Below are 17,723 nucleotides of genomic sequence, written 5' to 3' on the forward strand. Positions count from 1 at the left end.
GGTCCCCGCAGGCCCTTACAATCTCCCTCTTGTGTGGGGCGTTAGCTCAGTTGGTTAGAGCAGAGGACTCATAATCCTTTGGTCGAGTGTTCAAGTCACTCACGCCCTACCATTTAAATAAGCTATAATTTGAGGCTTAGCGGCTGTAGCTCAGTTGGATAGAGTACTTGGCTACGAACCAAGGGGTCGTGGGTTCAATTCCTGCCAGCCGCACCACTTTTATTAGTGATTTCAATAGCTTAGAGGCTTACCCCTCTAGGCTATTTTTCTTTGCGCAGGGCTTTTTAGTGGTTTTCAGGGGCTGTACGTCCACCAGCCGCTCCGCTATTCTGGAGGCTCATTCCGGAGGAGAAACATGGGATCACTGAACGTCGAGGACCACGGCGACTGGCTGAGTTTTGGCCTGTCGCACGCAGGCAGCACCATTCCGGTCAGGATTTCGCGCGAGGCGATGGAGGAGTTCTTCGGCGCCGTGCCGGAGCCGGACTCCCTCAAAAAGGCCTACGAGCGTGATGCTGAAATGATTCACGCCCGGGCCGCCGACATGGTCGTGGCGGGCGTCAACTACACGCCCGACAATCCCCTGACGCTGAAGATGGAAGATTTCTAGGGGCATTCACGGCCGGCCGCCATGGATGCTATGGTGGCCGGAGCATGAACAAAGCCTTTACCAAAGAAACCGATGAGTCCGAAGACGACGAGCCCGCGCTCGCGCCCCTGCCTGCGGGCGGCAAAAACTACATCACGCCGCAAGGCTATGAGCGCCTGCGCAGCGAACTGCTGGACCTGATCGACAACGAGCGGCCGAAAATGGTGGAAATCGTCCACTGGGCGGCCAGCAACGGCGACCGCTCGGAAAACGGCGACTACCACTACGGCAAAAAGCGCCTGCGGGAAATCGACAGGCGCATCCGCTTCCTGACGCAGAGGTTGGAGATCGCGGAAATCAGCAACCCCTCCATCCACCACGGCAGCGACCAGGTCTTTTTCGGCGCGACCGTGAGTTATGCCGATGACAGCGGCGCAGAGCGCATGGTGACCATCCTCGGCATCGACGAGGCCAACAGCGCCCTGGGGCAAATCAGCTGGATATCGCCCGTCGCCAGGGCGTTGCTCAAGTCGCGGGTGGGGGATGAGGTGAGCCTCGTGACGCCGCAAGGCCTGCAGACGCTGGAGGTGCTCAAGGTGGACTACCCGGCGCCCGACGAACGCACGGCCGGTTAAGCGGCAGGCTAGCCGGTCGACTTGGCGCGCTGAACCCGCAGCACTGAGGGCGTGCGCTTGACACTGCGCAGGGCCGAAGCCAGGTGCACGCGGTCACGTACCGCTACGCCAAAACGCAGGTCGGTCGCGTCGTGCGAGGGCTCCTGCTCCATGTCGACGTGGGTGATGTCGGCCTCGGCGCTGGCCAGCGCGGCCGCAACGCGTGCCAGCACGCCCTTGCCGTTGGACACCGTGACCAGCAGGTTGGTCTCAAAAGTGCGCACCGGTTCGTCCGACCAGTCGACCGCGATGAAGCGCTCACTGTCGCGGTGCTGCAGGCGCTTGGCGACGGCGCAGTCGTCAGTGTGTATGACCAGGCCCTCGCCGCGGCCCAGGTAGCCGACGATGCCGTCGCCTGGAATGGGCCGGCAGCAGGGCGCGAACTGCACCGAGGCGCCTTCGCTGCCGTCTATCACCAGGGCGCCTTGCGACACCGACTCATGGGCGGTGTAGCGCTCGCGGCTCATCAGCAGCGCATTGGGTTTTTCGCCGGTCTCGGCGAGCAAGGTCACGATGCGCTTGGCGACCATGCTGGCAATCCGTTTGCCCAGGCCGATGTCGGTCAGCAAATCGGCACGCGTGCGGTTGCCGGTAAAGCGCAGGATTTTTTCCCAGGTACCGTGATGGGCCTCGTCGTCCTCGGGCAGGCGTTCGCGTTCTATGCCCTCGGCGCGCAGCGCCTGGGCCAGCATTTTTTCGCCCAGGTCCTGCGATTCCGACAGCGCCATGGTCTTCAGGTGGTGGCGTATCTTGGAACGCGCCTTGCCTGTGCGCACAAAACCCAGCCAGCCAGGGTTGGGGCTGGAGACGGAAGCCGTGATGATCTCGATAACGTCGCCGTTGTGCAGTTCGGAGCGCAGCGGTACCTGCTCGCCATTGACCTTGGCGGCTACTGCGCGATGGCCCACATCGCTGTGGATGGCATAGGCGAAGTCCACGATCGTCGCGCCGCGCGGCATGGCCATGATCTGGCTTTTCGGCGTGAATACATAAACCGCTTCGGGGAACAGGTCGATCTTGACGTGGTCCCAGAACTCGGCCGCGTCACGCGTTTCATGCTGGATGTCGAGCAGCGACTGCAGCCACTGCGTGCCCAGGCGCTGCGAGGCGTCGCTGTCCGGGTCCGTAGCCTTGTACAGCCAGTGGGCCGCCACGCCGGATTCGGCCACCACATGCATGGCCTCGGTGCGCATCTGGAACTCGATATTCGTGCCGAAGGGGCCGACCAGGGTGGTGTGCAGCGACTGGTAGCCGTTGATCTTGGGGATCGCGATGTAGTCCTTGAACTTGCCGGGCAGGGGCTTGTAGAGCTGGTGCAGCACGCCCATCGCGGTGTAGCAGGCGGTCAGGTCCTTCACGATCACCCGAAAGCCGTAGAGGTCGGTGACCTGGGCGAAGGACAGGTGTTTCTCGTCCATCTTGCGGTAGATGGAATACAGCGTCTTTTCGCGCCCGGAGATCAGCACGGGCACCTGCGCGTTGGTAAAAGCCGATTCGACTTCGCCTTGAACCCGCTTGATCACGTCGCGCCGGCGGCCGCGCGCCTTTTGCAGCGCCTTGGTCAGGGTCGCATAGCGCCAGGGGTGCAGGTGCTGGAAGGACAGGTCCTGCAGTTCGCGGTAGGTGGTGTTCAGGCCCAGGCGGTGGGCGATGGGCGCATAGATATCGAGGGTTTCGCGCGAGATTCGGGTCCACTTGGCGCGCGGGACGTCGCCCAGCGTGCGCATGTTGTGGGTGCGGTCGGCGAGTTTGATCAAGATGACCCGAACGTCGCGCGCCATGGCCAGCAGCATCTTGCGGAAGGACTCGGCCTGGTTTTCCTCGCGGGTGTTGAATTCCAGCTTCTCGAGCTTGGTCAGCCCGTCCACCAGTTCGGCCACCGGGGCGCCGAAGCGCTCTATCAATTCGGGCTTGGTGACGCCGCAGTCTTCAATCGCGTCGTGCAGCAGGGCGGCCATGAGAGCCTGCGCGTCCAGCTTCCATTCGGCGCACTGCTGCGCCACGGCGATCGGGTGGGTGATGTAGGGTTCGCCGCTGTTGCGCAGCTGGCCCAGGTGGGCCTCATCGGCAAAACGGTAGGCGCGGCGGACATTGTCGATGTCGGCGGCGCTCAGGTAGTCCAGCCTGGCCGTGAGCGCGGCAAAACTCGCGGCCGCGGCATTGGCGGCGGCCGGGGTCGATTTGCTGGCAACAACGGGCGAAAGCATGGCGCTCATGCCTTAAATGTATCGCGGCATGAAAAAAACCTGAAAAAAATGGACTTTGGATGCCCCGAAATGAAAAAAGCACCGATATTCGGTGCTTTTTGCGAGCCTGAACAGTGTTTCAGGAGGGGACTTTTTTCAGCATTTCAAGGCCGATCTTGCCGTCGGCGATTTCGCGCAGGGCGGTCACGCCGGGCTTGTTCTTGCTTTCGATCTTGGGGGCATGGCCCTGGCTCAGCATGCGCGCGCGGTAGGTCGCGGCCAGCACCAGCTGGAAGCGGTTCGGGATTTTTTCGAGGCAATCTTCGACGGTAATGCGGGCCATGGTGATCTCCGGTGTGATCGATAAGGTGAAAAGCGCTGAAATCAGGGAATTTGAAGGGCCTGGAAGGTCTCGGCACGGGCGCGTCGCTGGGCCGAAAACTTGAGCCGCTGGGCATGCACAATGGTTTTCAGGTCGAAAACTGCCCGCTCAAACAACTCGTTGATTATAACGAAGTCGAATTCCCGGGCCTGGGCCATCTCGGTGCCGGCGTTTTTGAGCCGCAGCTCGATGACCTCGGGGCTGTCCTCGCCACGCCGTTGCAGGCGGGAGCGCAGTTCTTCCCAGCTGGGCGGCAGGATGAAGATCAGCACCGCGTTGGCGAAAATCCGCTTGATGTTGATGGCGCCCTGGAAGTCGATCTCCAGGATCACATCGGCGCCATGGGCCACCCGCTCCTCGATGGTTTGCCGCGAGGTGCCGTAGCGGTGGCCGTGCACATGGGCCCACTCCAGGAAGGCGTCGCGAGACACCATACCGTCGAATTCCTCGGGCGACAGGAAAAAGTACTCCCTGCCGTGCTTTTCCTGCCCACGCGGAGGGCGGGTGGTGTGCGACACCGAAGGCTGGATGCGTGAATCCAGCTCCATCAGGGCCTTCACCAAGCTGGATTTTCCCGCCCCGCTGGGGGCGGCCACGACAAAAAGGTTTCCGGGATAGTCCATGCGTACAGGTCGTTGAGTGCTTATTTACTAGAGGGGGCGAGGGGCTGTCGGGCGTTTTAGGGGCTTATTCGATGTTCTGGACCTGCTCGCGGATCTGCTCGATCAGCACCTTCATGTCCACGGAAATGCGGGTCAGGTCCAGCGACGCGGATTTGGAGCCCAGTGTATTGGCTTCACGGTGCAGTTCCTGGATCAGGAAGTCCAGGCGTTTTCCCAGTTCCCCGCCGCTGGCGAGCAGGCGGTCGATTTCGTCGAGGTGGGACGACAGCCGGGTGATTTCTTCCGCCACGTCGATCCGGATGGCGAAGGCCGTGGCCTCGGTCAGAGCCCGGTCCTGGGCGATTTCCGGCAGCGCGCCGCCGTCGGACAGGGCCATGGCTTCTTTCCAGCGCTCCAGGAAGCGGGTTTTCTGCTGCTCCACCAGCTTGGGGACCATGGGCACGGCCAGCGCGGCCAGCGCCCGTAGCTGCGCAGTACGGTCCAGCAGCATCTCCGCGAGGCGGGCCCCTTCCCGTTCGCGGGCCGCCATCAGTTCTTTCAGGGCTTTTTTTGCCAGCTTGAGCAGCTCATCGCTGTAATCGTGTGGTTTTTTGTCTTCATTCGTCGCAATTCTGAGAATATCTGCGACGCTGAGCGCCCCCGCCTGCGGCAGCCAGGACTTGATGCTGTCTTCCAGCGAGCCCAGGCGCTGCAAGGTGGCCGACGAGGGCGCGCGCAGGTTGCCCGACGAGGCGCTTTCCAGCGACACCCGCACTTCGACCTTGCCGCGCTTGAGCTTGCCGGTGAGCAGTTCGCGCAGGGCTGGTTCGGCCTGCCGCAGTTCGTCGGGCAGGCGGAAGGCCAGGTCCAGGAACCGGCTGTTGACGGAGCGTATTTCGACGCCCAGACGGGAGCTGGCGTCCGGGCCCGATTCAGTTTCCGGGGCGGACTGCGCCATGCTCGATTGCACGGTTGCATAACCCGTCATGCTGTAAACTGACATTTGTAGATACGCTTTACTAGAGAGAGAACCAAGACCCAGGCCGACATTGTCTCGCCCGGGCAAGCCCAAATTATGTCAAAGGTCAAGCCTGCACCGTTGCCGCCCGACACCGTGATTGGTGGCTATCGTGTTGTGCGAAAGCTTTCGGCCGGAGGCTTCGGGGTAGTTTACTTGGCCGTCGACAACGAGGGCCAGCAGGTCGCCATCAAGGAATACCTGCCGTCTTCCCTGGCCAGCCGTTCGCCGGGTGAGCTGCTTCCCCAGGTCCAGCCTGAAAAACTCTCGCTGTACCGCCTGGGCCTCAAGAGTTTCTTTGAAGAGGGCCGCTCCCTCGCCCAGATTTCCCACGGTTCCGTCGTCAGCGTGCTGAACTTCTTCCGCGAGAACGAAACCGTCTACATGGTGATGAATTACCTGGAAGGCGGCACCTTGCAGGACTTCATCATCACGGCCCGCGAACTCAAAAAGCAGAAGGTTTTCCGCGAATCGACGATCCGCTCGCTGTTCGACGAAATCCTGCGCGGCCTGCGCATCGTGCACCAGCACAAGATGCTGCACCTGGACATCAAGCCCGCCAACATCTTCATCACCGACGACAACCGCGCCGTGATGATCGACTTCGGAGCCGCCCGCGAGGTGCTGAGCAAGGAAGGCAACTTCATTCGCCCCATGTACACGCCCGGCTTCGCCGCGCCCGAGATGTACCGCCGCGATTCCTCCATGGGCCCCTGGACTGACATTTACGCCATCGGCGCCTGCATTTACGCCACCATGCAGGGCTACCCTCCCAACGACGCGCCCCAACGCCTTGAAAAAGACCGTCTGTCGCTTGCCCTGTCGCGCTTGCGTGGCGTCTATTCCGATAACCTGATCGAGGTTGTAGAGTGGTGCATGTCGCTCGATCCGCTGTCCCGTCCCCAATCGGTTTTCGCCCTGCAAAAAGAGCTGAGCCGGGAGGGTGAGCGCCGCTACACCAAGCTCACCGTCAGCGAAAAGGTTCGCCTGCAGTTTGACAACATGGTGTCCGACACCAAAAAATCAGCGCGCAAAGCCACCGGCTACGCGACCAAATTCAAATGAAATTCTCAGTCTTTCAGGTCAGCCGCAAAGGCGGGCGCGAAAAGAACGAAGACCGCATGGGCTATTGCTACACGCGCGAATCGGGCCTCTTCGTGCTGGCCGACGGCATGGGCGGCCATCCTGAAGGCGAAGTGGCAGCCCAGCTCGCCCTGCAGACCATCTCGGCGCTCTACCAGAAGGAAGCGCGCCCCGTCATTGAAGACACCACCGAGTTCCTCTCCACCGCCCTGATGGCGGCGCACCACCAGATCATCCGCTACGCCAGCGAAAAAGGCATGCTGGACACCCCCCGCACCACGCTGGTGGCCGCCATCCTGCAGGGCACGGGCGCCACCTGGGTGCACTGCGGCGATTCGCGCCTTTACGTCGTGCGTGACGGCGAACTGCTCACGCGCACCCGCGACCACTCCTACCTTGAACAGCAAAGCGCCGGCGTGATCAAGCTCGAGCGCATCAACCGCAACATCCTGTTCACTTGCCTGGGCTCGCCCACCAAGCCCGTCTTCGACGTCGCCGGCCCCGTCACCCTGCAGCAGGGCGACAAGCTGCTGCTGTGCTCCGACGGCCTCTGGGGCAGCCTCAGCGACGCCGAAATCGTGCGCCAGCTGGCCAGCAAGGGCGTGTCCGACGCCGTGCCGGATCTGGTCGAAAATGCCCTGCGCACCGGCGGCGAGCATAGCGACAACGTCACCGTGCTGGCCATGGAGTGGGAAACGCCCGACGCCTTCGAGTCCACCCGCGGCGTCTCCACCGACAGCATCATGGACGGCGTGTTCGCCTCGACCATCCAGGCCGGCGTGCTCGACACCATGGTCGACGACCTCGACGAGGCCACCATCGAACGCTCGATCGCCGAGATCAACGAAGCCATACGCCGTTCGGCCGCCAGAAAAGCCTGATACCGGGGCCGGCGCCGCAAGGCGCCTCGTTCCCGGCTCTCCTTTTCGTTTTACTTTTTTTCGCTTTATTTTCTCCGGCGTTTTTGCCAGAAAGCCATTTCCATGAGCCAGTTTGAACGAAGCGGCGCGCGCGCCGCCGACGCCCTGCGCGGCGTGCGCATCACCCGCCACTACACCGCCTACGCTGAAGGTTCGGTGCTGATCGAATTCGGCGGCACCAAGGTGCTGTGCACTGCCTCCGTCGAAGAAAAAGTCCCCGGCCACAAAAAAGGCAGCGGCGAAGGCTGGGTCACCGCCGAATACGGCATGCTGCCCCGCGCTACCCATACCCGCAGCGACCGCGAGGCCGCACGCGGCAAACAAAGCGGCCGCACGCAAGAGATTCAGCGCCTCATCGGCCGCTCCATGCGCTCGGTGTTTGACCTGAAAAAACTCGGTGAACGCACCATCCACCTTGACTGCGACGTCATCCAGGCCGACGGCGGCACCCGCACCGCCAGCATCACCGGCGCCTTCGTCGCGGCGCAGGACGCCGTCAATACCTTGATCGCCAGCGGCAAGCTCACGCAAAGCCCCATCATCGACCACGTCGCCGCCATCTCCGTCGGCATCGTGCAGGGCACGCCGCTGCTGGACCTTGAATACACCGAAGACTCCGCCTGCGACACCGATATGAATGTCGTCATGACCGGCGCCGGCAACTATGTGGAAGTGCAGGGCACGGCTGAAGGCGCCGCGTTTTCGCGCAAGGAAATGGACGCGCTGCTCGTGCTCGCCGAAAAAGGCATCACCGAGTTGGTCGATCTGCAGAAGCAGTCGCTGGCTGCCTGAGCATCCATCGCGCAGCTTCCGGCGCTTTGCCCTCGTCGACTTCCATGAAAAAAATCGTTTTAGCTTCCAACAACCAGGGCAAACTCGCCGAACTCAAGGCCATGTTCGCGCCTCTGGGGCTTGAACTCGTCAGCCAGGCCGAACTGGGCCTGCCCGAGGCCGAAGAACCCTTTCGCACCTTTGTCGAAAACGCCCTCGCCAAAGCTCGACAGGCCTCGCGCCTCAGCGGCCTGCCCGCACTGGCCGACGATGCGGGCCTGTGCGTCGAGGCTTTCGGCGGCCTGCCCGGCGTCGACACCGCTTTTTACGCCACCCGCTATGGCTACACCAAAAGCGATGACAACAACGTCAAGGCCTTGCTTGAACAGATGGCGCACCTGGCGCAGCCTTCCGAACGCCGCGCCGCGCTGGTTAGCACGCTGGTGGCTGTGCGCTCCGACAAAGACCCCGAACCACTGATTGCCTCCGGCCGCGTCGCGGGGCAGATCGCCGCACAGCCTGTGGGCGACAACGGCTTCGGCTTCGACCCGGTGATGTTCATTCCCGAGTTCGGCAAAACCTTTGCGCAACTGCCGGTCGAGATCAAGAACGCCAACAGCCATCGCGGCAAGGCCGCGCGCCAGATGATCGAACTGATGCGCGGACAGTGGCCGCTCACCCCCTGACACTCGCCATGGCGCAGCAGGACATCCAGCACTACATGCGCAGCGGCACACTGCGGCTGGCCGCGCTGCCGCCGCTGTCGCTCTACGTGCACCTGCCCTGGTGCATACGCAAGTGCCCCTACTGCGACTTCAACTCGCATGAAGCCGTGGGCGAGATGCCCGAGCAGCGCTACATTGATGCGGTGATCGCCGACCTTGAGGCTGCGCTGCCACTGGTCTGGGGCCGCACCGTGCACAGCATCTTCATAGGCGGCGGCACGCCCAGCCTGTTTTCGCCGCAGGCCATAGACCGCCTGCTGGCCGACATACGCGCGCGCTTGCGGCTCGAGGCCGATTGCGAGATCACGCTCGAAGCCAACCCCGGCACTTTTGAGAAAGACCGCTTCAAGGCTTTTCGCGCCGCGGGTGTCACCCGCCTGTCCGTCGGCGTGCAGAGCTTTGACGACCGGCATCTCAAGGCTCTGGGCCGCGTGCACGACCGCGCCCAGGCCATCGCCGCGGTTGAGGAAGCCGCGCAGGCCTTCGACACCTTTAACCTTGACATCATGTATGCGCTGCCCGGGCAGACCACGGAAAGCCTGGAGCAGGACATGCGACAGGCCCTGGCCCTGCAGCCGCCCCACATCTCCATCTATCACCTGACGATAGAGCCCAATACCTACTTCGCCAAATTCCCGCCCGTGGTGCCCGAGGAAGACACAGCCTACGCCATGCTCGACAGGATCACCGAGATGACCGGAGCCGCGGGCCTGCAGCGTTATGAAGTGTCGGCCTACGCCAAGCCCGGCCACCGCTGCTTCCACAACCTCAATTACTGGCAGTTCGGCGACTACCTGGGCATAGGCGCGGGCGCCCACAGCAAGCTCAGCTTCGCCCATCGCGTGGTGCGCCAGGTGCGCTATCGCGAGCCCAAGCTGTATATGGAAAAAGCCCTGGCCGGCGAGGCCGTGACGCAAGAAACAGAAGTCAGCCGCGCCGACCTGCCGTTTGAGTTCATGCTCAACGCCCTGCGCCTGCGCGACGGTTTCAAGCTGCAGGATTTCAGTGAGAAGACCGGGCTGCCGATCACCGCCATCCAGCAAGGACTGGAAGAAGCCGAGCGCAAGGGACTGATAGAGCGCGACTTCGTGCACGTCAAGCCCACGGAGCGCGGCTTTGATTTTCTGAACGATCTGCAGTCCTTGTTCCTGGCCGGCTAAACGGCAAAGCCCTTCACAAGATGGAAACTCCAGCCCTTATTTTTCTCGTTGTCAGCTGTGCTATCAGCTTCGGCCTGGGCCGACTCTTTGTGCACTTCCGTGATAAAAAACGCAAGAAGGCGGCCGAAGAGCGCGCAGCCGCGGCACTGCGCGACCGCCCGGCCGAGCCCGAGTCGCTCAACAAGGCCAAGCGCAAACGCCAGCTTCAGCAAGCCGCCAAAGACAAGCGCTGAATCACCGGCGCAGCGGTGGCTCACCGGCAGCATCAACCGCAGCTGACCCGCGTCACCCGGCCCGCATCATCCACCGTAAGGTTCAGCCGCTCGGCGCTGAATTCCATGGTCACCACCTGGTTGGGCCTTAGCACTCGCACGGTCTTCGCGCCGGCGCGCGTGCGTGCGTCATTCTGGAGCGTTGCATCCACATTGCGGCCCATGGCGAACTGGGCCGGGGCGGCGCTGCAGCGGCCTGAAACAGGTGCCGGATCGGGTGCCTGGCCGGCGGAGGGGGTGTTGCCGCAGGCGGATATCAGCAGGGAAGCGGTGGCGGCAAGGGCCGCCAGTGGCATGGAACGCATCGTGAGGTCCTTTCGAACGGTGGATAGATGGGCATGCTCTCTGAGAGCAGATCGTCTGGAGCTTAGCGCGCGACGGCACCGGGATGTATGGGCTCTTGCCGCTGCTTCTTGTAGGCACGGTCCCCAGAGAGCACTTTGGCGCGGTCGCGGCAAACGATGCGGTTAAACTACCCGACTCGGAAGCGTGGCAGAGCGGTTGAATGCAGCAGTCTTGAAAACTGCCGAGGATGCAAGTCCTCCGTGAGTTCGAATCTCACCGCTTCCGCCAGCTATTGGCACTTGTTCTAAGACGTGCTAGTAGCTCACTGTCTGGCTCTGCTTCAAGGGCCGCGACAGCAATCCAGTGCTCTGGATTTTCTCCCAATTTGATAGCAAGGTTTCCAGCAAGTACGGGGCTTAGGCGGCCTCGCTTCTTTGCTTGCGTCAGCGCAGAATCCGTCAAATTCAACTCACGCGCCCAATCGGCGGCACGCTGTTTAGCGAGCGCTTGATTCAGTAATTGCATGGTGTTTGGCATGGAATGTCCTTGGCTTTCGCTATGGATTATGCACACCCTGTCAGGAAAATGATTGACACCCTGTTAAGTCGTACCTACATTCGAGCACCTGACAAGCCGTCAGGTTTTGCAAAAAACTCGAATCAATGCAACAAGTCTGCGTTCAATCAGCCCGCATATCGGGAAGTCCCGTTTTAGTTGCCCAGTCTGGTAGCTGCTCTTGCGGCCCTCGGCTCGACGACCGTCTGATTGCCTCAACCAAGCCTGATTCCTTGATCCCCTCGCGGATGGCTGTTTTGGTGAGCCACCAAAACAGCCAGGTGAAGGCCACGAAAAGCGCTACTTGCGACAGCAGCACCAAAAATCCAACTTGTCCTAACGTCATACGTCCCTCCGGTTGTGTAGCTGCGAAGCCTACCGGAACTCGTTCGGTGGTGGAACTTGCCATCGAGCAATTCCGGAAAGACTGGCCCTTGCTGGCCGTACGTCTTGATGCGATGAGGGCTAAAGCGCCTGCGCTCGGCGCGGCCGTAGGACGCGCCGCCGCAGGCGTCCCCGAATTGGTTACCCCCCCGAGTAACACGGGGGTAAATGAATCTCAGCCAGTGGCGCGGCTTCCGGATGAGTCGATGCTTCCGTGCGCAGGTTGCCCTTGGAGTCTGGGTTGTCCTGCGATCTGCGAACTTTCGGATGAGGTGCGCTCGTGAGTGCACCAGACGAAAAGCTCGTTATCGAGGGCGGCAAGGTCAAGTTCCTGACCCAGGAACGCCAGATCAAGGCCAAAGACCAGGGCGGGGTCATCATCGACTACCTGCGCTTCACCGTCCTTCGCGATCGCATGCTGCAAACGCACAACATGCCCATCGATACCGACGATGAGAACCTGGCGCACATCATGGCAATGCGGTTTGCTGAACTGCTCGGCTACGTCCTCGGCGTCCACCGGCCAGGCCGCGACTACTACGACCACACCTACACCATCGAAAACGCCTTTGGGCAAGAGGTCGCCTCTGTTTCCGGCGGTGGTCTGAGCCAGCGCGATACGTTCTGCTTCACCCTCAAAGGTGAAGGCTGCACCTTCGCTCTGCCTGGCTGGGAAAAACGCGTAAGCGATTTCTTCGCGGAAATGTTCCCGAAGATCACGCGTATCGACTTGGCCAGGGACTGCTGGGAGCATGGCCAACTCTGCATCGAAGCCGCAGTGAAGGCGTATCACGACCACGCATTCAGCTATCAAAAGCGCCTCCCAAGCTACACACAGCACGGCTGCTGGATTGACGGCCATAGCCGCACGTTCCAGATCGGCAAACGCGAAAGCGGAAAGCTCATTCGCCTTTACGAAAAGGGCCACCAGTTCGGAATGATGGAAGACCAATGGGTACGCGCCGAGGTCGAACTGCGTAGCGTCAATCGCGTTATTCCATGGGCCGCACTCATGCAGCCTGGTGAATTCTTTGCCGGCGCTTACGAATTCTGCAATTGGCTCGTGCACCAGGGAGTTGAAAGCATTAAGCCGCAACGCGTCATGACGCAAACCAAAGTGGCGACCGTCAGCGTCGAAGCCGCAATGCGTTGGGTCAATCGCGTTGTGGCTCCCACGCTCGTGCAGATCACAGCAGCAATGCCCGACTACGACTGGATGACCACGCTTGTGTTGAACAACACCATGCGTCGTGTTCCTCGCGCACTGCGCGGGCTGAATCACCACGCCTTGCAACTCGGCCTCAACACATTTTTTGACCGCATCAACCCTAACACCGGGCTCGCTTCACCCGCGTGAATTTCTGACTCGAAGCATTAACCAAAAAGGCAATTATGAGAATCAATCAGCAAATGACCATCACCGGCATGAAGGCCTCCAAGGGCGACTTCGAGGGTACGGTTTACGACTCGACGAAGGTCTACGCGATGACCGACATGGACGAATCCAAAGGCAACGCCAAGGGTTTCGCAACGATTGAATACGGCTTCGCGAAAGCGGACGAATTTGAAAAGTACAAGCACCTCACATTCCCGTTCAAGGCCGATTGCGAGATGGAATTTGTCACTAATGGCAAGAGCCAAAAAATGGTCCTGCTTTCGGTGAAGCCGGTTGTGGCCGCGAAGGTCTAAGGCCGTTTCGTCACGCGTAACGGAATGAACTGCCGCCCTGCCTACATCGTCCAGTCAACGGACGATTTCTATTTCCTCCGCGCTGACGGTGAAGGCTCGGTGGACTACACACATTTGTTCTCTGCGGCTACTCCGTTCGATACGGCTGAGGCTGCGCTCGAAGCTGTTGACGATCACTGCGGTGGTCGTGGTGCTGTATCGCGTTTGTGGGTGCCTGAGCATGGCTGATCCCACCGTCATTGAATGTTCCACCGCGTGCACCGTAACCATCGTGCATGAGTTGTCCCTCCCTCCGCTTCAGATGACAGCTGAGGAGGGTGGTCTGGTCGCTGTGGCGGTCATTTCCGTGATGGCCGTGGGGTGGGGGTTCCGCATGGCAATTCGCGCCCTGCGGGGTGATGAGGTTTCTGCTGAAGAAGTTTGACTCCAGCGGGGATGGTGCCAGCGTTGTGAAACGTCGTGCCATCTCCGGTGTAGTTCGGGGTTCACCCGTCCACCGCTTCTGAAAGTTACCTATGAAATTCAATTCTCAAAAGATCGCCCGTGCTGCTGGCGAAGTCGCAACCACCTACGCAAAAAGCATGTTCCTGCTGGCCTTGGCCGCCGGTGCTTCCGCCTCACAGGCTGCCGCCATTGACGTGACTGCCATCGTCGCGTTCATTGCTGAGCAGGCGGTCCCCATCAGCTTGATCGGTGGCGCAGTGCTGCTGATCGTCGTGGGTATCTACGCGTTCAAGTGGGTGCGTCGCGCGATGGCCTAAAGCGGGCTGAGATGCACAGAGGCTTCGGCCTTTGTGCCTTCTTCAAAGCGCCGAAGGTCGGCGTTTCGCAGAGGGTCATCAAATGGGAATTTTTGTTTTCATCGCCATTGTGGGGGCAGCATGGCTTATCTATACCGCGTAGGTGCGGCTCTATTGCTGGCCCTCACGTTCGCAATGATCTGGACTCCCGCGCATGCTGCCGGTGGTTGGCGATACGCCGCGACTGATGCATGTGGCACTGCTGCGGCTGGTGCAGTGAACATGCTTGCCGCTTACAGGCGGGTTGAAAACGGTGTGCGGTATGACTACACATTGATCAGCGCGAATGAAACTAATGGCCGTCTCGACGGCACGCGCACTGAGACTACGCTTTCAACTGGCGTCACAGTGGATAAGGGCGCGTGGGCTTATGTGCTGCTGAGTTGTACTCGGCCCGAAGACGTCACGTGTGCAGGGATAGCGTTGCTCGACAGCACAGCGTTTGGCAGTCGTGACGTACAAATACCCGGACAGGTGGATAGTGGTGAGTCGTGTATGCCGTTTGCTGGCTCTCCCGCGGGCACTGGCTGCAAGGTAGCGTTCTCTCGTGATGTTTCGTACAGGAAGAATGGGGTATGGGTCAGCGAGGGCACGTATAGCTTTCCAGGTGCCACCAGTGCGTCTTGCAGCATGGGAGGTGCTCCGCGCCCTGCAGAGGCCGATACGTGCAAGGGTGGTCAGCCTGGACAAGTTAACGGCGTTACGGTGTGTATTCCGTTCCCGCCCAACACCCCCACGGTGTCAGATGCAAAAAAGGATTCCAGCACGACTGGACCGGCAGGCACAGAAACGAAATCGGAGGTGAAAACCACCGCTTGCGACAACGGTTCGTGCAATACCACGACCACGACAACCACGACGAATTCGAGCGGCACAAGCGTCACGACCAACACCACGACACAGGGCAAGGGCGAGTACTGCGCTGCTACGCCCGGCGCGAAGGAATGCACCGGCAAGAGTTCGTTCTCTGGAAGTTGCGCAGGTGGTTTTGTTGGGGAGGGCGACGCGCTGCAGGTTGCTATTGCGCGGGAACAGTACAAGCGCAATTGCGAGTTTTACGAGAACCCGACGGAACAGGCGAAGTTCGATGCGGAGGCTGCAAAAACCGGCAAGCAATATACCTCTGAGGACATAGCCATTTCGCCGGCTAGTTTTTCGCAAACAAACTTGCTCGGTGTTAGCGCGCAGTGCATCACAGATAAGACAGTGGTGGTTGCTCGGTTCACTGTCGTTCTTCCGTTCTCTCGTGTTTGTCCGTCGCTCGATCAGCTTGGGTTGATCCTGCTTGGCGTGTCGTTCATCACGGCATTAATGATCGTTGCAAAGGGGTAGCTCATGCCTGTAATCGTCGCGTTCTTGTGGAACGCGTTTCTTGCCATATTGCCGTCGCTGGTTGGTCGTGTCTTGCTGTCGTTGGGGATGAGCGTGGCGACTTATACCGGAGTGCAAGTCACCTTCGGTTGGTTGAAGGATCAGGCGGTGGCAAGGTTTGTTTCGTTGCCTCCCGATCTGCTCGGCTTGTTGGCGACGTTGAAGGTCGGCGAGTCACTAAGCATTATTTTTTCGGCGTTGGTAGTTCGTGCGTCATTGGCCGGACTCACTAGTGGCACTTTCAAACGTTGGGTGACAAAGTAATGTTCTACATCCGCACCGGGGCAAATGGCTCTTGCAAAACGCTGTTCACGCTTCGTGATATTCGCGACCTTCAACTAGCAACGGGTCGTCCTGTCGCGCACAACGGACGGCTCAAAATTTATCCGCACATCGAAAAGGAATTCGGCTGGAAACAGATAGATTTCAAAAAGTGGCAGGACGAGCCGGACGGAACAATCTTCCTGGTCGATGAGGTCTATCACGATTTACCGCCCAGGGCCAACGGTTCGATGATTCCGCCATATGTCGCGAAGCTCGCTGAGCACCGTTCTCGCGGCATGGATTTCTTCATGCTGTGTCTGCACCCATCGCAGTTCGATTCGTTCATCCGCAAGGCTGTGGGAGCTCCTGGCTGGCATCAGCACTTGAAGCGTGTTGCCGGTGCCAGCACTCTTACCCGCGTCTTGCAATGGGATTCGGTAAACGATAACTGTCAGAAAGATGGTTCGGGGAAGACGGCGCAAATTACGACGCGTGCGCAGCCGAAGGAATGCTACGACTGGTATCAAAGCGCCTTCATTCACACGGGAAAAGTGCGCATTCCGAAGCAGGTCTACATATTCATAATTTCAATAATTCTCGCGATCGCTATGGGCTGGTTTGCGATCAATCGCCTTATGCCTTCCAAGGCGGATGTGGCGAAGGCTGCGCAAGCGCAAACGGCTAGCAGTGGTGTGCCTGGTGCACCAAGTGCGCCGCGTAGATCACCTGGTGATGGTTCTGACGCTGCCAGGCCTCTAACGGCATCGGAGTATGCAGAGCTGCAAACACCTCGTTTTCCGCCGTTGATGCACACAGCGCCGGTTTACGATGAATTGACTAAACCTCGGCGGGTCCCTCTGCCGGCTGCTTGTGTGTCGATGCCGTCAAAGGGTTGCAAATGCTACACCCAAGACGGCACGCCTTACCCTACCGAACGGTCTATGTGCCTCCAGATCGTCCGCGATGGCCTCTTCTTGCCCTTTATCGATTCGCCTTACCCTGCACCCCCTGCGCCGCGTATGACGGTGGCTGAGCCTGTCCTGCAGCCTAAGCAGAGCGATTTCATCGGCACGGTTGCTCCGCTGTTGCCACCTCCAGAGGTGAGAAGTACGGTTAGTCGCGATGCTGAGGTGATGGCATTTATGCGGAAGCGGGACTACATCAAGTAGTGCGCCTGTTACATTTCTCCTAGGGAGTGATTTGGTGACAAGTAAGTGATTTACGGGTACGCACGCGTCTCGACGACAGAGCAGGAAACAACATTACAGCTTGACGCGCTCCATCGAGGTGGCGTCGAACAGGTTTTGCAGGAAAAGCGCAGTTCAGTGGGCACCAGGCCCATTTTGCAGTTGCTGCTGTCAATGCTTCGACCTGGTGACGTGGTCAAGGTCTACAAGATCGACCGGTTCGCACGGTCGCTGATCGATTTGCTCTCAATCCTTGAGCGCATCGAAAAAGCCGGCGCATGCTTTCAAAGCCTTACTGAGCCAGTAGACACGTCTACAGGCGCCGGTCGCATGATGATGCACATGCTCGGCGCATTCGCAGAGTTTGAGCGCGGAATCATTCGGGAGCGGTCCATAGCGGGACAGCAAGCCGCCATGCAACGCGGTGTGCACTGTGGCCGCAAACGCTCTCTCCCAAGCGACGTTGAGGCCGATATCGTCAAGCTGTACAGCATGCCGGGCAGTTGGTACACCCTAAATAGCCTGGCTATAGTGTTTGAGGTGCATCCGTCCACCGTTAAGAGAGCGGTGTATAGGGCTTTGAAGCCGGGGCATTCCAGCTTGCTGTAAACGCTTGCTAGAGGCTGGGCGGTGCACCGATCGCAAACTCTCTGGTTGCAACTGCCTTGGGGTCTTGATCGCCCTGCAACTGCTGCGCCACAATGGCCCAGCTCGCAACTTGGAGCATGTCGGCTTCACCGCCAGCCAGGTCCATGATGGTGTCGGCGAAAATCCTGCGCCAGTCTTCGCGCTCGTTGGCTTGCATG

The 17,723-nt window shown here is 60.1% G+C and carries 24 protein-coding genes and 3 tRNA genes; 19 read left to right on the plus strand and 8 right to left on the minus strand.

Annotated elements, in window-relative coordinates:
• The first annotated feature begins 35 nt into the window (after window positions 1-35).
• From AC1D1F_RS03200 to greB, 4 genes are all read left to right on the plus strand, one after another.
• A tRNA-Ile gene (locus tag AC1D1F_RS03200) sits at window positions 36-112 on the plus strand.
• A gap of 27 nt (window positions 113-139) precedes the next feature.
• Window positions 140-216 (plus strand) — tRNA-Arg (locus AC1D1F_RS03205).
• Between the two features lie 139 nt (window positions 217-355).
• Entirely contained in the window at window positions 356-610 is a 255-nt protein-coding gene (locus tag AC1D1F_RS03210; RefSeq protein ID WP_477695940.1) for a hypothetical protein, read from the plus strand.
• 44 nt (window positions 611-654) lie between these two features.
• Window positions 655-1,224 carry a transcription elongation factor GreB gene (gene greB / locus AC1D1F_RS03215; protein WP_477653196.1) on the plus strand — a complete coding sequence of 190 codons (570 nt, stop codon included), beginning with the start codon at window positions 655-657 and terminating at the stop codon, window positions 1,222-1,224.
• Between the two features lie 8 nt (window positions 1,225-1,232).
• Here greB and AC1D1F_RS03220 read toward each other — a convergent pair whose 3' ends face one another.
• From AC1D1F_RS03220 to AC1D1F_RS03235, 4 genes are all read right to left on the minus strand, one after another.
• Complete coding sequence (locus AC1D1F_RS03220) at window positions 1,233-3,479, minus strand: RelA/SpoT family protein (RefSeq protein ID WP_477677594.1); 2,247 nt, start codon at window positions 3,477-3,479, stop codon at window positions 1,233-1,235.
• 109 nt (window positions 3,480-3,588) lie between these two features.
• Window positions 3,589-3,792: a DNA-directed RNA polymerase subunit omega gene (gene rpoZ, locus AC1D1F_RS03225; RefSeq protein ID WP_348046396.1), complete on the minus strand. Its 204-nt coding sequence runs from the start codon at window positions 3,790-3,792 to the stop codon at window positions 3,589-3,591.
• A gap of 41 nt (window positions 3,793-3,833) precedes the next feature.
• A complete protein-coding gene (gene gmk, locus AC1D1F_RS03230; protein ID WP_477677593.1) occupies window positions 3,834-4,454 on the minus strand; it encodes a guanylate kinase in 621 nt (206 codons plus the stop codon).
• Between the two features lie 64 nt (window positions 4,455-4,518).
• Complete coding sequence (locus tag AC1D1F_RS03235) at window positions 4,519-5,436, minus strand: YicC/YloC family endoribonuclease (protein ID WP_477677592.1); 918 nt, start codon at window positions 5,434-5,436, stop codon at window positions 4,519-4,521.
• Between the two features lie 72 nt (window positions 5,437-5,508).
• On the opposite strand from AC1D1F_RS03235, the gene AC1D1F_RS03240 reads away from it, so the two are divergent.
• The 6 genes from AC1D1F_RS03240 to AC1D1F_RS03265 all read left to right on the plus strand — a co-directional run bounded on the left by AC1D1F_RS03240 (window position 5,509) and on the right by AC1D1F_RS03265 (window position 10,343).
• On the plus strand, window positions 5,509-6,516 hold the full coding sequence (locus tag AC1D1F_RS03240) for a serine/threonine protein kinase (protein ID WP_007874747.1): 1,008 nt from the start codon (window positions 5,509-5,511) through the stop codon (window positions 6,514-6,516).
• The gene (locus AC1D1F_RS03245) at window positions 6,513-7,415 is read left to right on the plus strand and encodes a PP2C family protein-serine/threonine phosphatase (protein ID WP_436156659.1); all 903 of its coding nucleotides are present in this window, start codon (window positions 6,513-6,515) and stop codon (window positions 7,413-7,415) included. The genes AC1D1F_RS03240 and AC1D1F_RS03245 overlap by 4 nt, the downstream gene beginning before the upstream one ends.
• Window positions 7,416-7,517: 102 nt before the next feature.
• Window positions 7,518-8,246, plus strand: a complete 729-nt coding sequence (gene rph, locus AC1D1F_RS03250; protein ID WP_477677590.1) for a ribonuclease PH — start codon at window positions 7,518-7,520, stop codon at window positions 8,244-8,246.
• Between the two features lie 44 nt (window positions 8,247-8,290).
• A complete protein-coding gene (rdgB, locus tag AC1D1F_RS03255) occupies window positions 8,291-8,911 on the plus strand; it encodes an RdgB/HAM1 family non-canonical purine NTP pyrophosphatase (protein ID WP_477677589.1) in 621 nt (206 codons plus the stop codon).
• A gap of 8 nt (window positions 8,912-8,919) precedes the next feature.
• Window positions 8,920-10,110, plus strand: a complete 1,191-nt coding sequence (gene hemW, locus AC1D1F_RS03260) for a radical SAM family heme chaperone HemW (protein ID WP_477677604.1) — start codon at window positions 8,920-8,922, stop codon at window positions 10,108-10,110.
• Between the two features lie 20 nt (window positions 10,111-10,130).
• Window positions 10,131-10,343 (plus strand): hypothetical protein, encoded by a 213-nt coding sequence (locus AC1D1F_RS03265; protein ID WP_477677588.1) that lies wholly within the window; start codon window positions 10,131-10,133, stop codon window positions 10,341-10,343.
• A gap of 32 nt (window positions 10,344-10,375) precedes the next feature.
• On the opposite strand, the gene AC1D1F_RS03270 is transcribed toward AC1D1F_RS03265, so the two are convergent.
• Window positions 10,376-10,687, minus strand: a complete 312-nt coding sequence (locus AC1D1F_RS03270) for an I78 family peptidase inhibitor (protein WP_477695938.1) — start codon at window positions 10,685-10,687, stop codon at window positions 10,376-10,378.
• Window positions 10,688-10,865: 178 nt separating this feature from the next.
• Between AC1D1F_RS03270 and AC1D1F_RS03275 the strand changes: the two genes are divergently transcribed.
• Window positions 10,866-10,955 (plus strand) — tRNA-Ser (locus AC1D1F_RS03275).
• Here AC1D1F_RS03275 and AC1D1F_RS03280 read toward each other — a convergent pair.
• Both AC1D1F_RS03280 and AC1D1F_RS03285 read right to left on the minus strand, forming a co-directional pair.
• Window positions 10,941-11,204: a hypothetical protein gene (locus AC1D1F_RS03280; RefSeq protein WP_477678646.1), complete on the minus strand. Its 264-nt coding sequence runs from the start codon at window positions 11,202-11,204 to the stop codon at window positions 10,941-10,943. The genes AC1D1F_RS03275 and AC1D1F_RS03280 overlap by 15 nt on opposite strands.
• Before the next feature lie 142 nt (window positions 11,205-11,346).
• A complete protein-coding gene (locus AC1D1F_RS03285) occupies window positions 11,347-11,568 on the minus strand; it encodes a hypothetical protein (protein ID WP_477695936.1) in 222 nt (73 codons plus the stop codon).
• Between the two features lie 318 nt (window positions 11,569-11,886).
• Here AC1D1F_RS03285 and AC1D1F_RS03290 point away from each other — a divergent pair, with 318 nt between their 5' ends.
• From AC1D1F_RS03290 to AC1D1F_RS03325, 8 genes are all read left to right on the plus strand, one after another.
• The gene (locus AC1D1F_RS03290) at window positions 11,887-12,963 is read left to right on the plus strand and encodes a replication initiation factor domain-containing protein (RefSeq protein WP_477678644.1); all 1,077 of its coding nucleotides are present in this window, start codon (window positions 11,887-11,889) and stop codon (window positions 12,961-12,963) included.
• A gap of 53 nt (window positions 12,964-13,016) precedes the next feature.
• Window positions 13,017-13,295, plus strand: coding sequence for a hypothetical protein (locus AC1D1F_RS03295; RefSeq protein ID WP_477678643.1), 279 nt, complete (start codon window positions 13,017-13,019; stop codon window positions 13,293-13,295).
• Between the two features lie 220 nt (window positions 13,296-13,515).
• Complete coding sequence (locus tag AC1D1F_RS03300) at window positions 13,516-13,719, plus strand: hypothetical protein (RefSeq protein WP_477678642.1); 204 nt, start codon at window positions 13,516-13,518, stop codon at window positions 13,717-13,719.
• 91 nt (window positions 13,720-13,810) lie between these two features.
• A complete protein-coding gene (locus AC1D1F_RS03305; protein WP_477678641.1) occupies window positions 13,811-14,056 on the plus strand; it encodes a major capsid protein in 246 nt (81 codons plus the stop codon).
• Between the two features lie 261 nt (window positions 14,057-14,317).
• Window positions 14,318-15,427: a hypothetical protein gene (locus AC1D1F_RS03310; RefSeq protein ID WP_477695935.1), complete on the plus strand. Its 1,110-nt coding sequence runs from the start codon at window positions 14,318-14,320 to the stop codon at window positions 15,425-15,427.
• A 3-nt stretch (window positions 15,428-15,430) separates the two neighbouring features.
• The gene (locus AC1D1F_RS03315; RefSeq protein ID WP_477695934.1) at window positions 15,431-15,730 is read left to right on the plus strand and encodes a DUF2523 domain-containing protein; all 300 of its coding nucleotides are present in this window, start codon (window positions 15,431-15,433) and stop codon (window positions 15,728-15,730) included.
• Window positions 15,730-16,899 carry a zonular occludens toxin domain-containing protein gene (locus AC1D1F_RS03320; RefSeq protein WP_477695933.1) on the plus strand — a complete coding sequence of 390 codons (1,170 nt, stop codon included), beginning with the start codon at window positions 15,730-15,732 and terminating at the stop codon, window positions 16,897-16,899. The genes AC1D1F_RS03315 and AC1D1F_RS03320 overlap by 1 nt, the downstream gene beginning before the upstream one ends.
• A 45-nt stretch (window positions 16,900-16,944) precedes the next feature.
• Window positions 16,945-17,526 carry a recombinase family protein gene (locus AC1D1F_RS03325; protein ID WP_477695932.1) on the plus strand — a complete coding sequence of 194 codons (582 nt, stop codon included), beginning with the start codon at window positions 16,945-16,947 and terminating at the stop codon, window positions 17,524-17,526.
• Between the two features lie 7 nt (window positions 17,527-17,533).
• On the opposite strand, the gene AC1D1F_RS03330 is transcribed toward AC1D1F_RS03325, so the two are convergent.
• Complete coding sequence (locus tag AC1D1F_RS03330; protein WP_477679311.1) at window positions 17,534-17,722, minus strand: hypothetical protein; 189 nt, start codon at window positions 17,720-17,722, stop codon at window positions 17,534-17,536.
• Between the last annotated feature and the right edge of the window lies 1 nt (window position 17,723).

This window comes from Polaromonas sp. P1_H6 (assembly GCF_056405195.1).

What these genes read in the sequence shown, in the direction of transcription:
- AC1D1F_RS03320 (WP_477695933.1), top strand. Translation starts at nt 15,730, where the DNA reads ATGTTCTACATCCGCACCGGGGCAAATGGCTCTTGCAAAACGCTGTTC.
- AC1D1F_RS03295 (WP_477678643.1), top strand. Translation starts at nt 13,017, where the DNA reads ATGACCATCACCGGCATGAAGGCCTCCAAGGGCGACTTCGAGGGTACG.
- AC1D1F_RS03315 (WP_477695934.1), top strand. Translation starts at nt 15,431, where the DNA reads ATGCCTGTAATCGTCGCGTTCTTGTGGAACGCGTTTCTTGCCATATTG.
- rdgB (WP_477677589.1), top strand. Translation starts at nt 8,291, where the DNA reads ATGAAAAAAATCGTTTTAGCTTCCAACAACCAGGGCAAACTCGCCGAA.
- AC1D1F_RS03240 (WP_007874747.1), top strand. Translation starts at nt 5,509, where the DNA reads ATGTCAAAGGTCAAGCCTGCACCGTTGCCGCCCGACACCGTGATTGGT.
- AC1D1F_RS03210 (WP_477695940.1), top strand. Translation starts at nt 356, where the DNA reads ATGGGATCACTGAACGTCGAGGACCACGGCGACTGGCTGAGTTTTGGC.
- AC1D1F_RS03220 (WP_477677594.1), bottom strand. Translation starts at nt 3,479, where the DNA reads ATGAGCGCCATGCTTTCGCCCGTTGTTGCCAGCAAATCGACCCCGGCC.
- AC1D1F_RS03235 (WP_477677592.1), bottom strand. Translation starts at nt 5,436, where the DNA reads ATGTCAGTTTACAGCATGACGGGTTATGCAACCGTGCAATCGAGCATG.
- AC1D1F_RS03285 (WP_477695936.1), bottom strand. Translation starts at nt 11,568, where the DNA reads ATGACGTTAGGACAAGTTGGATTTTTGGTGCTGCTGTCGCAAGTAGCG.
- AC1D1F_RS03245 (WP_436156659.1), top strand. Translation starts at nt 6,513, where the DNA reads ATGAAATTCTCAGTCTTTCAGGTCAGCCGCAAAGGCGGGCGCGAAAAG.
- AC1D1F_RS03280 (WP_477678646.1), bottom strand. Translation starts at nt 11,204, where the DNA reads ATGCCAAACACCATGCAATTACTGAATCAAGCGCTCGCTAAACAGCGT.
- AC1D1F_RS03310 (WP_477695935.1), top strand. Translation starts at nt 14,318, where the DNA reads ATGCTTGCCGCTTACAGGCGGGTTGAAAACGGTGTGCGGTATGACTAC.
- AC1D1F_RS03270 (WP_477695938.1), bottom strand. Translation starts at nt 10,687, where the DNA reads ATGCGTTCCATGCCACTGGCGGCCCTTGCCGCCACCGCTTCCCTGCTG.
- AC1D1F_RS03305 (WP_477678641.1), top strand. Translation starts at nt 13,811, where the DNA reads ATGAAATTCAATTCTCAAAAGATCGCCCGTGCTGCTGGCGAAGTCGCA.
- rpoZ (WP_348046396.1), bottom strand. Translation starts at nt 3,792, where the DNA reads ATGGCCCGCATTACCGTCGAAGATTGCCTCGAAAAAATCCCGAACCGC.
- rph (WP_477677590.1), top strand. Translation starts at nt 7,518, where the DNA reads ATGAGCCAGTTTGAACGAAGCGGCGCGCGCGCCGCCGACGCCCTGCGC.
- AC1D1F_RS03265 (WP_477677588.1), top strand. Translation starts at nt 10,131, where the DNA reads ATGGAAACTCCAGCCCTTATTTTTCTCGTTGTCAGCTGTGCTATCAGC.
- AC1D1F_RS03300 (WP_477678642.1), top strand. Translation starts at nt 13,516, where the DNA reads ATGGCTGATCCCACCGTCATTGAATGTTCCACCGCGTGCACCGTAACC.
- gmk (WP_477677593.1), bottom strand. Translation starts at nt 4,454, where the DNA reads ATGGACTATCCCGGAAACCTTTTTGTCGTGGCCGCCCCCAGCGGGGCG.
- greB (WP_477653196.1), top strand. Translation starts at nt 655, where the DNA reads ATGAACAAAGCCTTTACCAAAGAAACCGATGAGTCCGAAGACGACGAG.
- hemW (WP_477677604.1), top strand. Translation starts at nt 8,920, where the DNA reads ATGGCGCAGCAGGACATCCAGCACTACATGCGCAGCGGCACACTGCGG.
- AC1D1F_RS03330 (WP_477679311.1), bottom strand. Translation starts at nt 17,722, where the DNA reads ATGCAAGCCAACGAGCGCGAAGACTGGCGCAGGATTTTCGCCGACACC.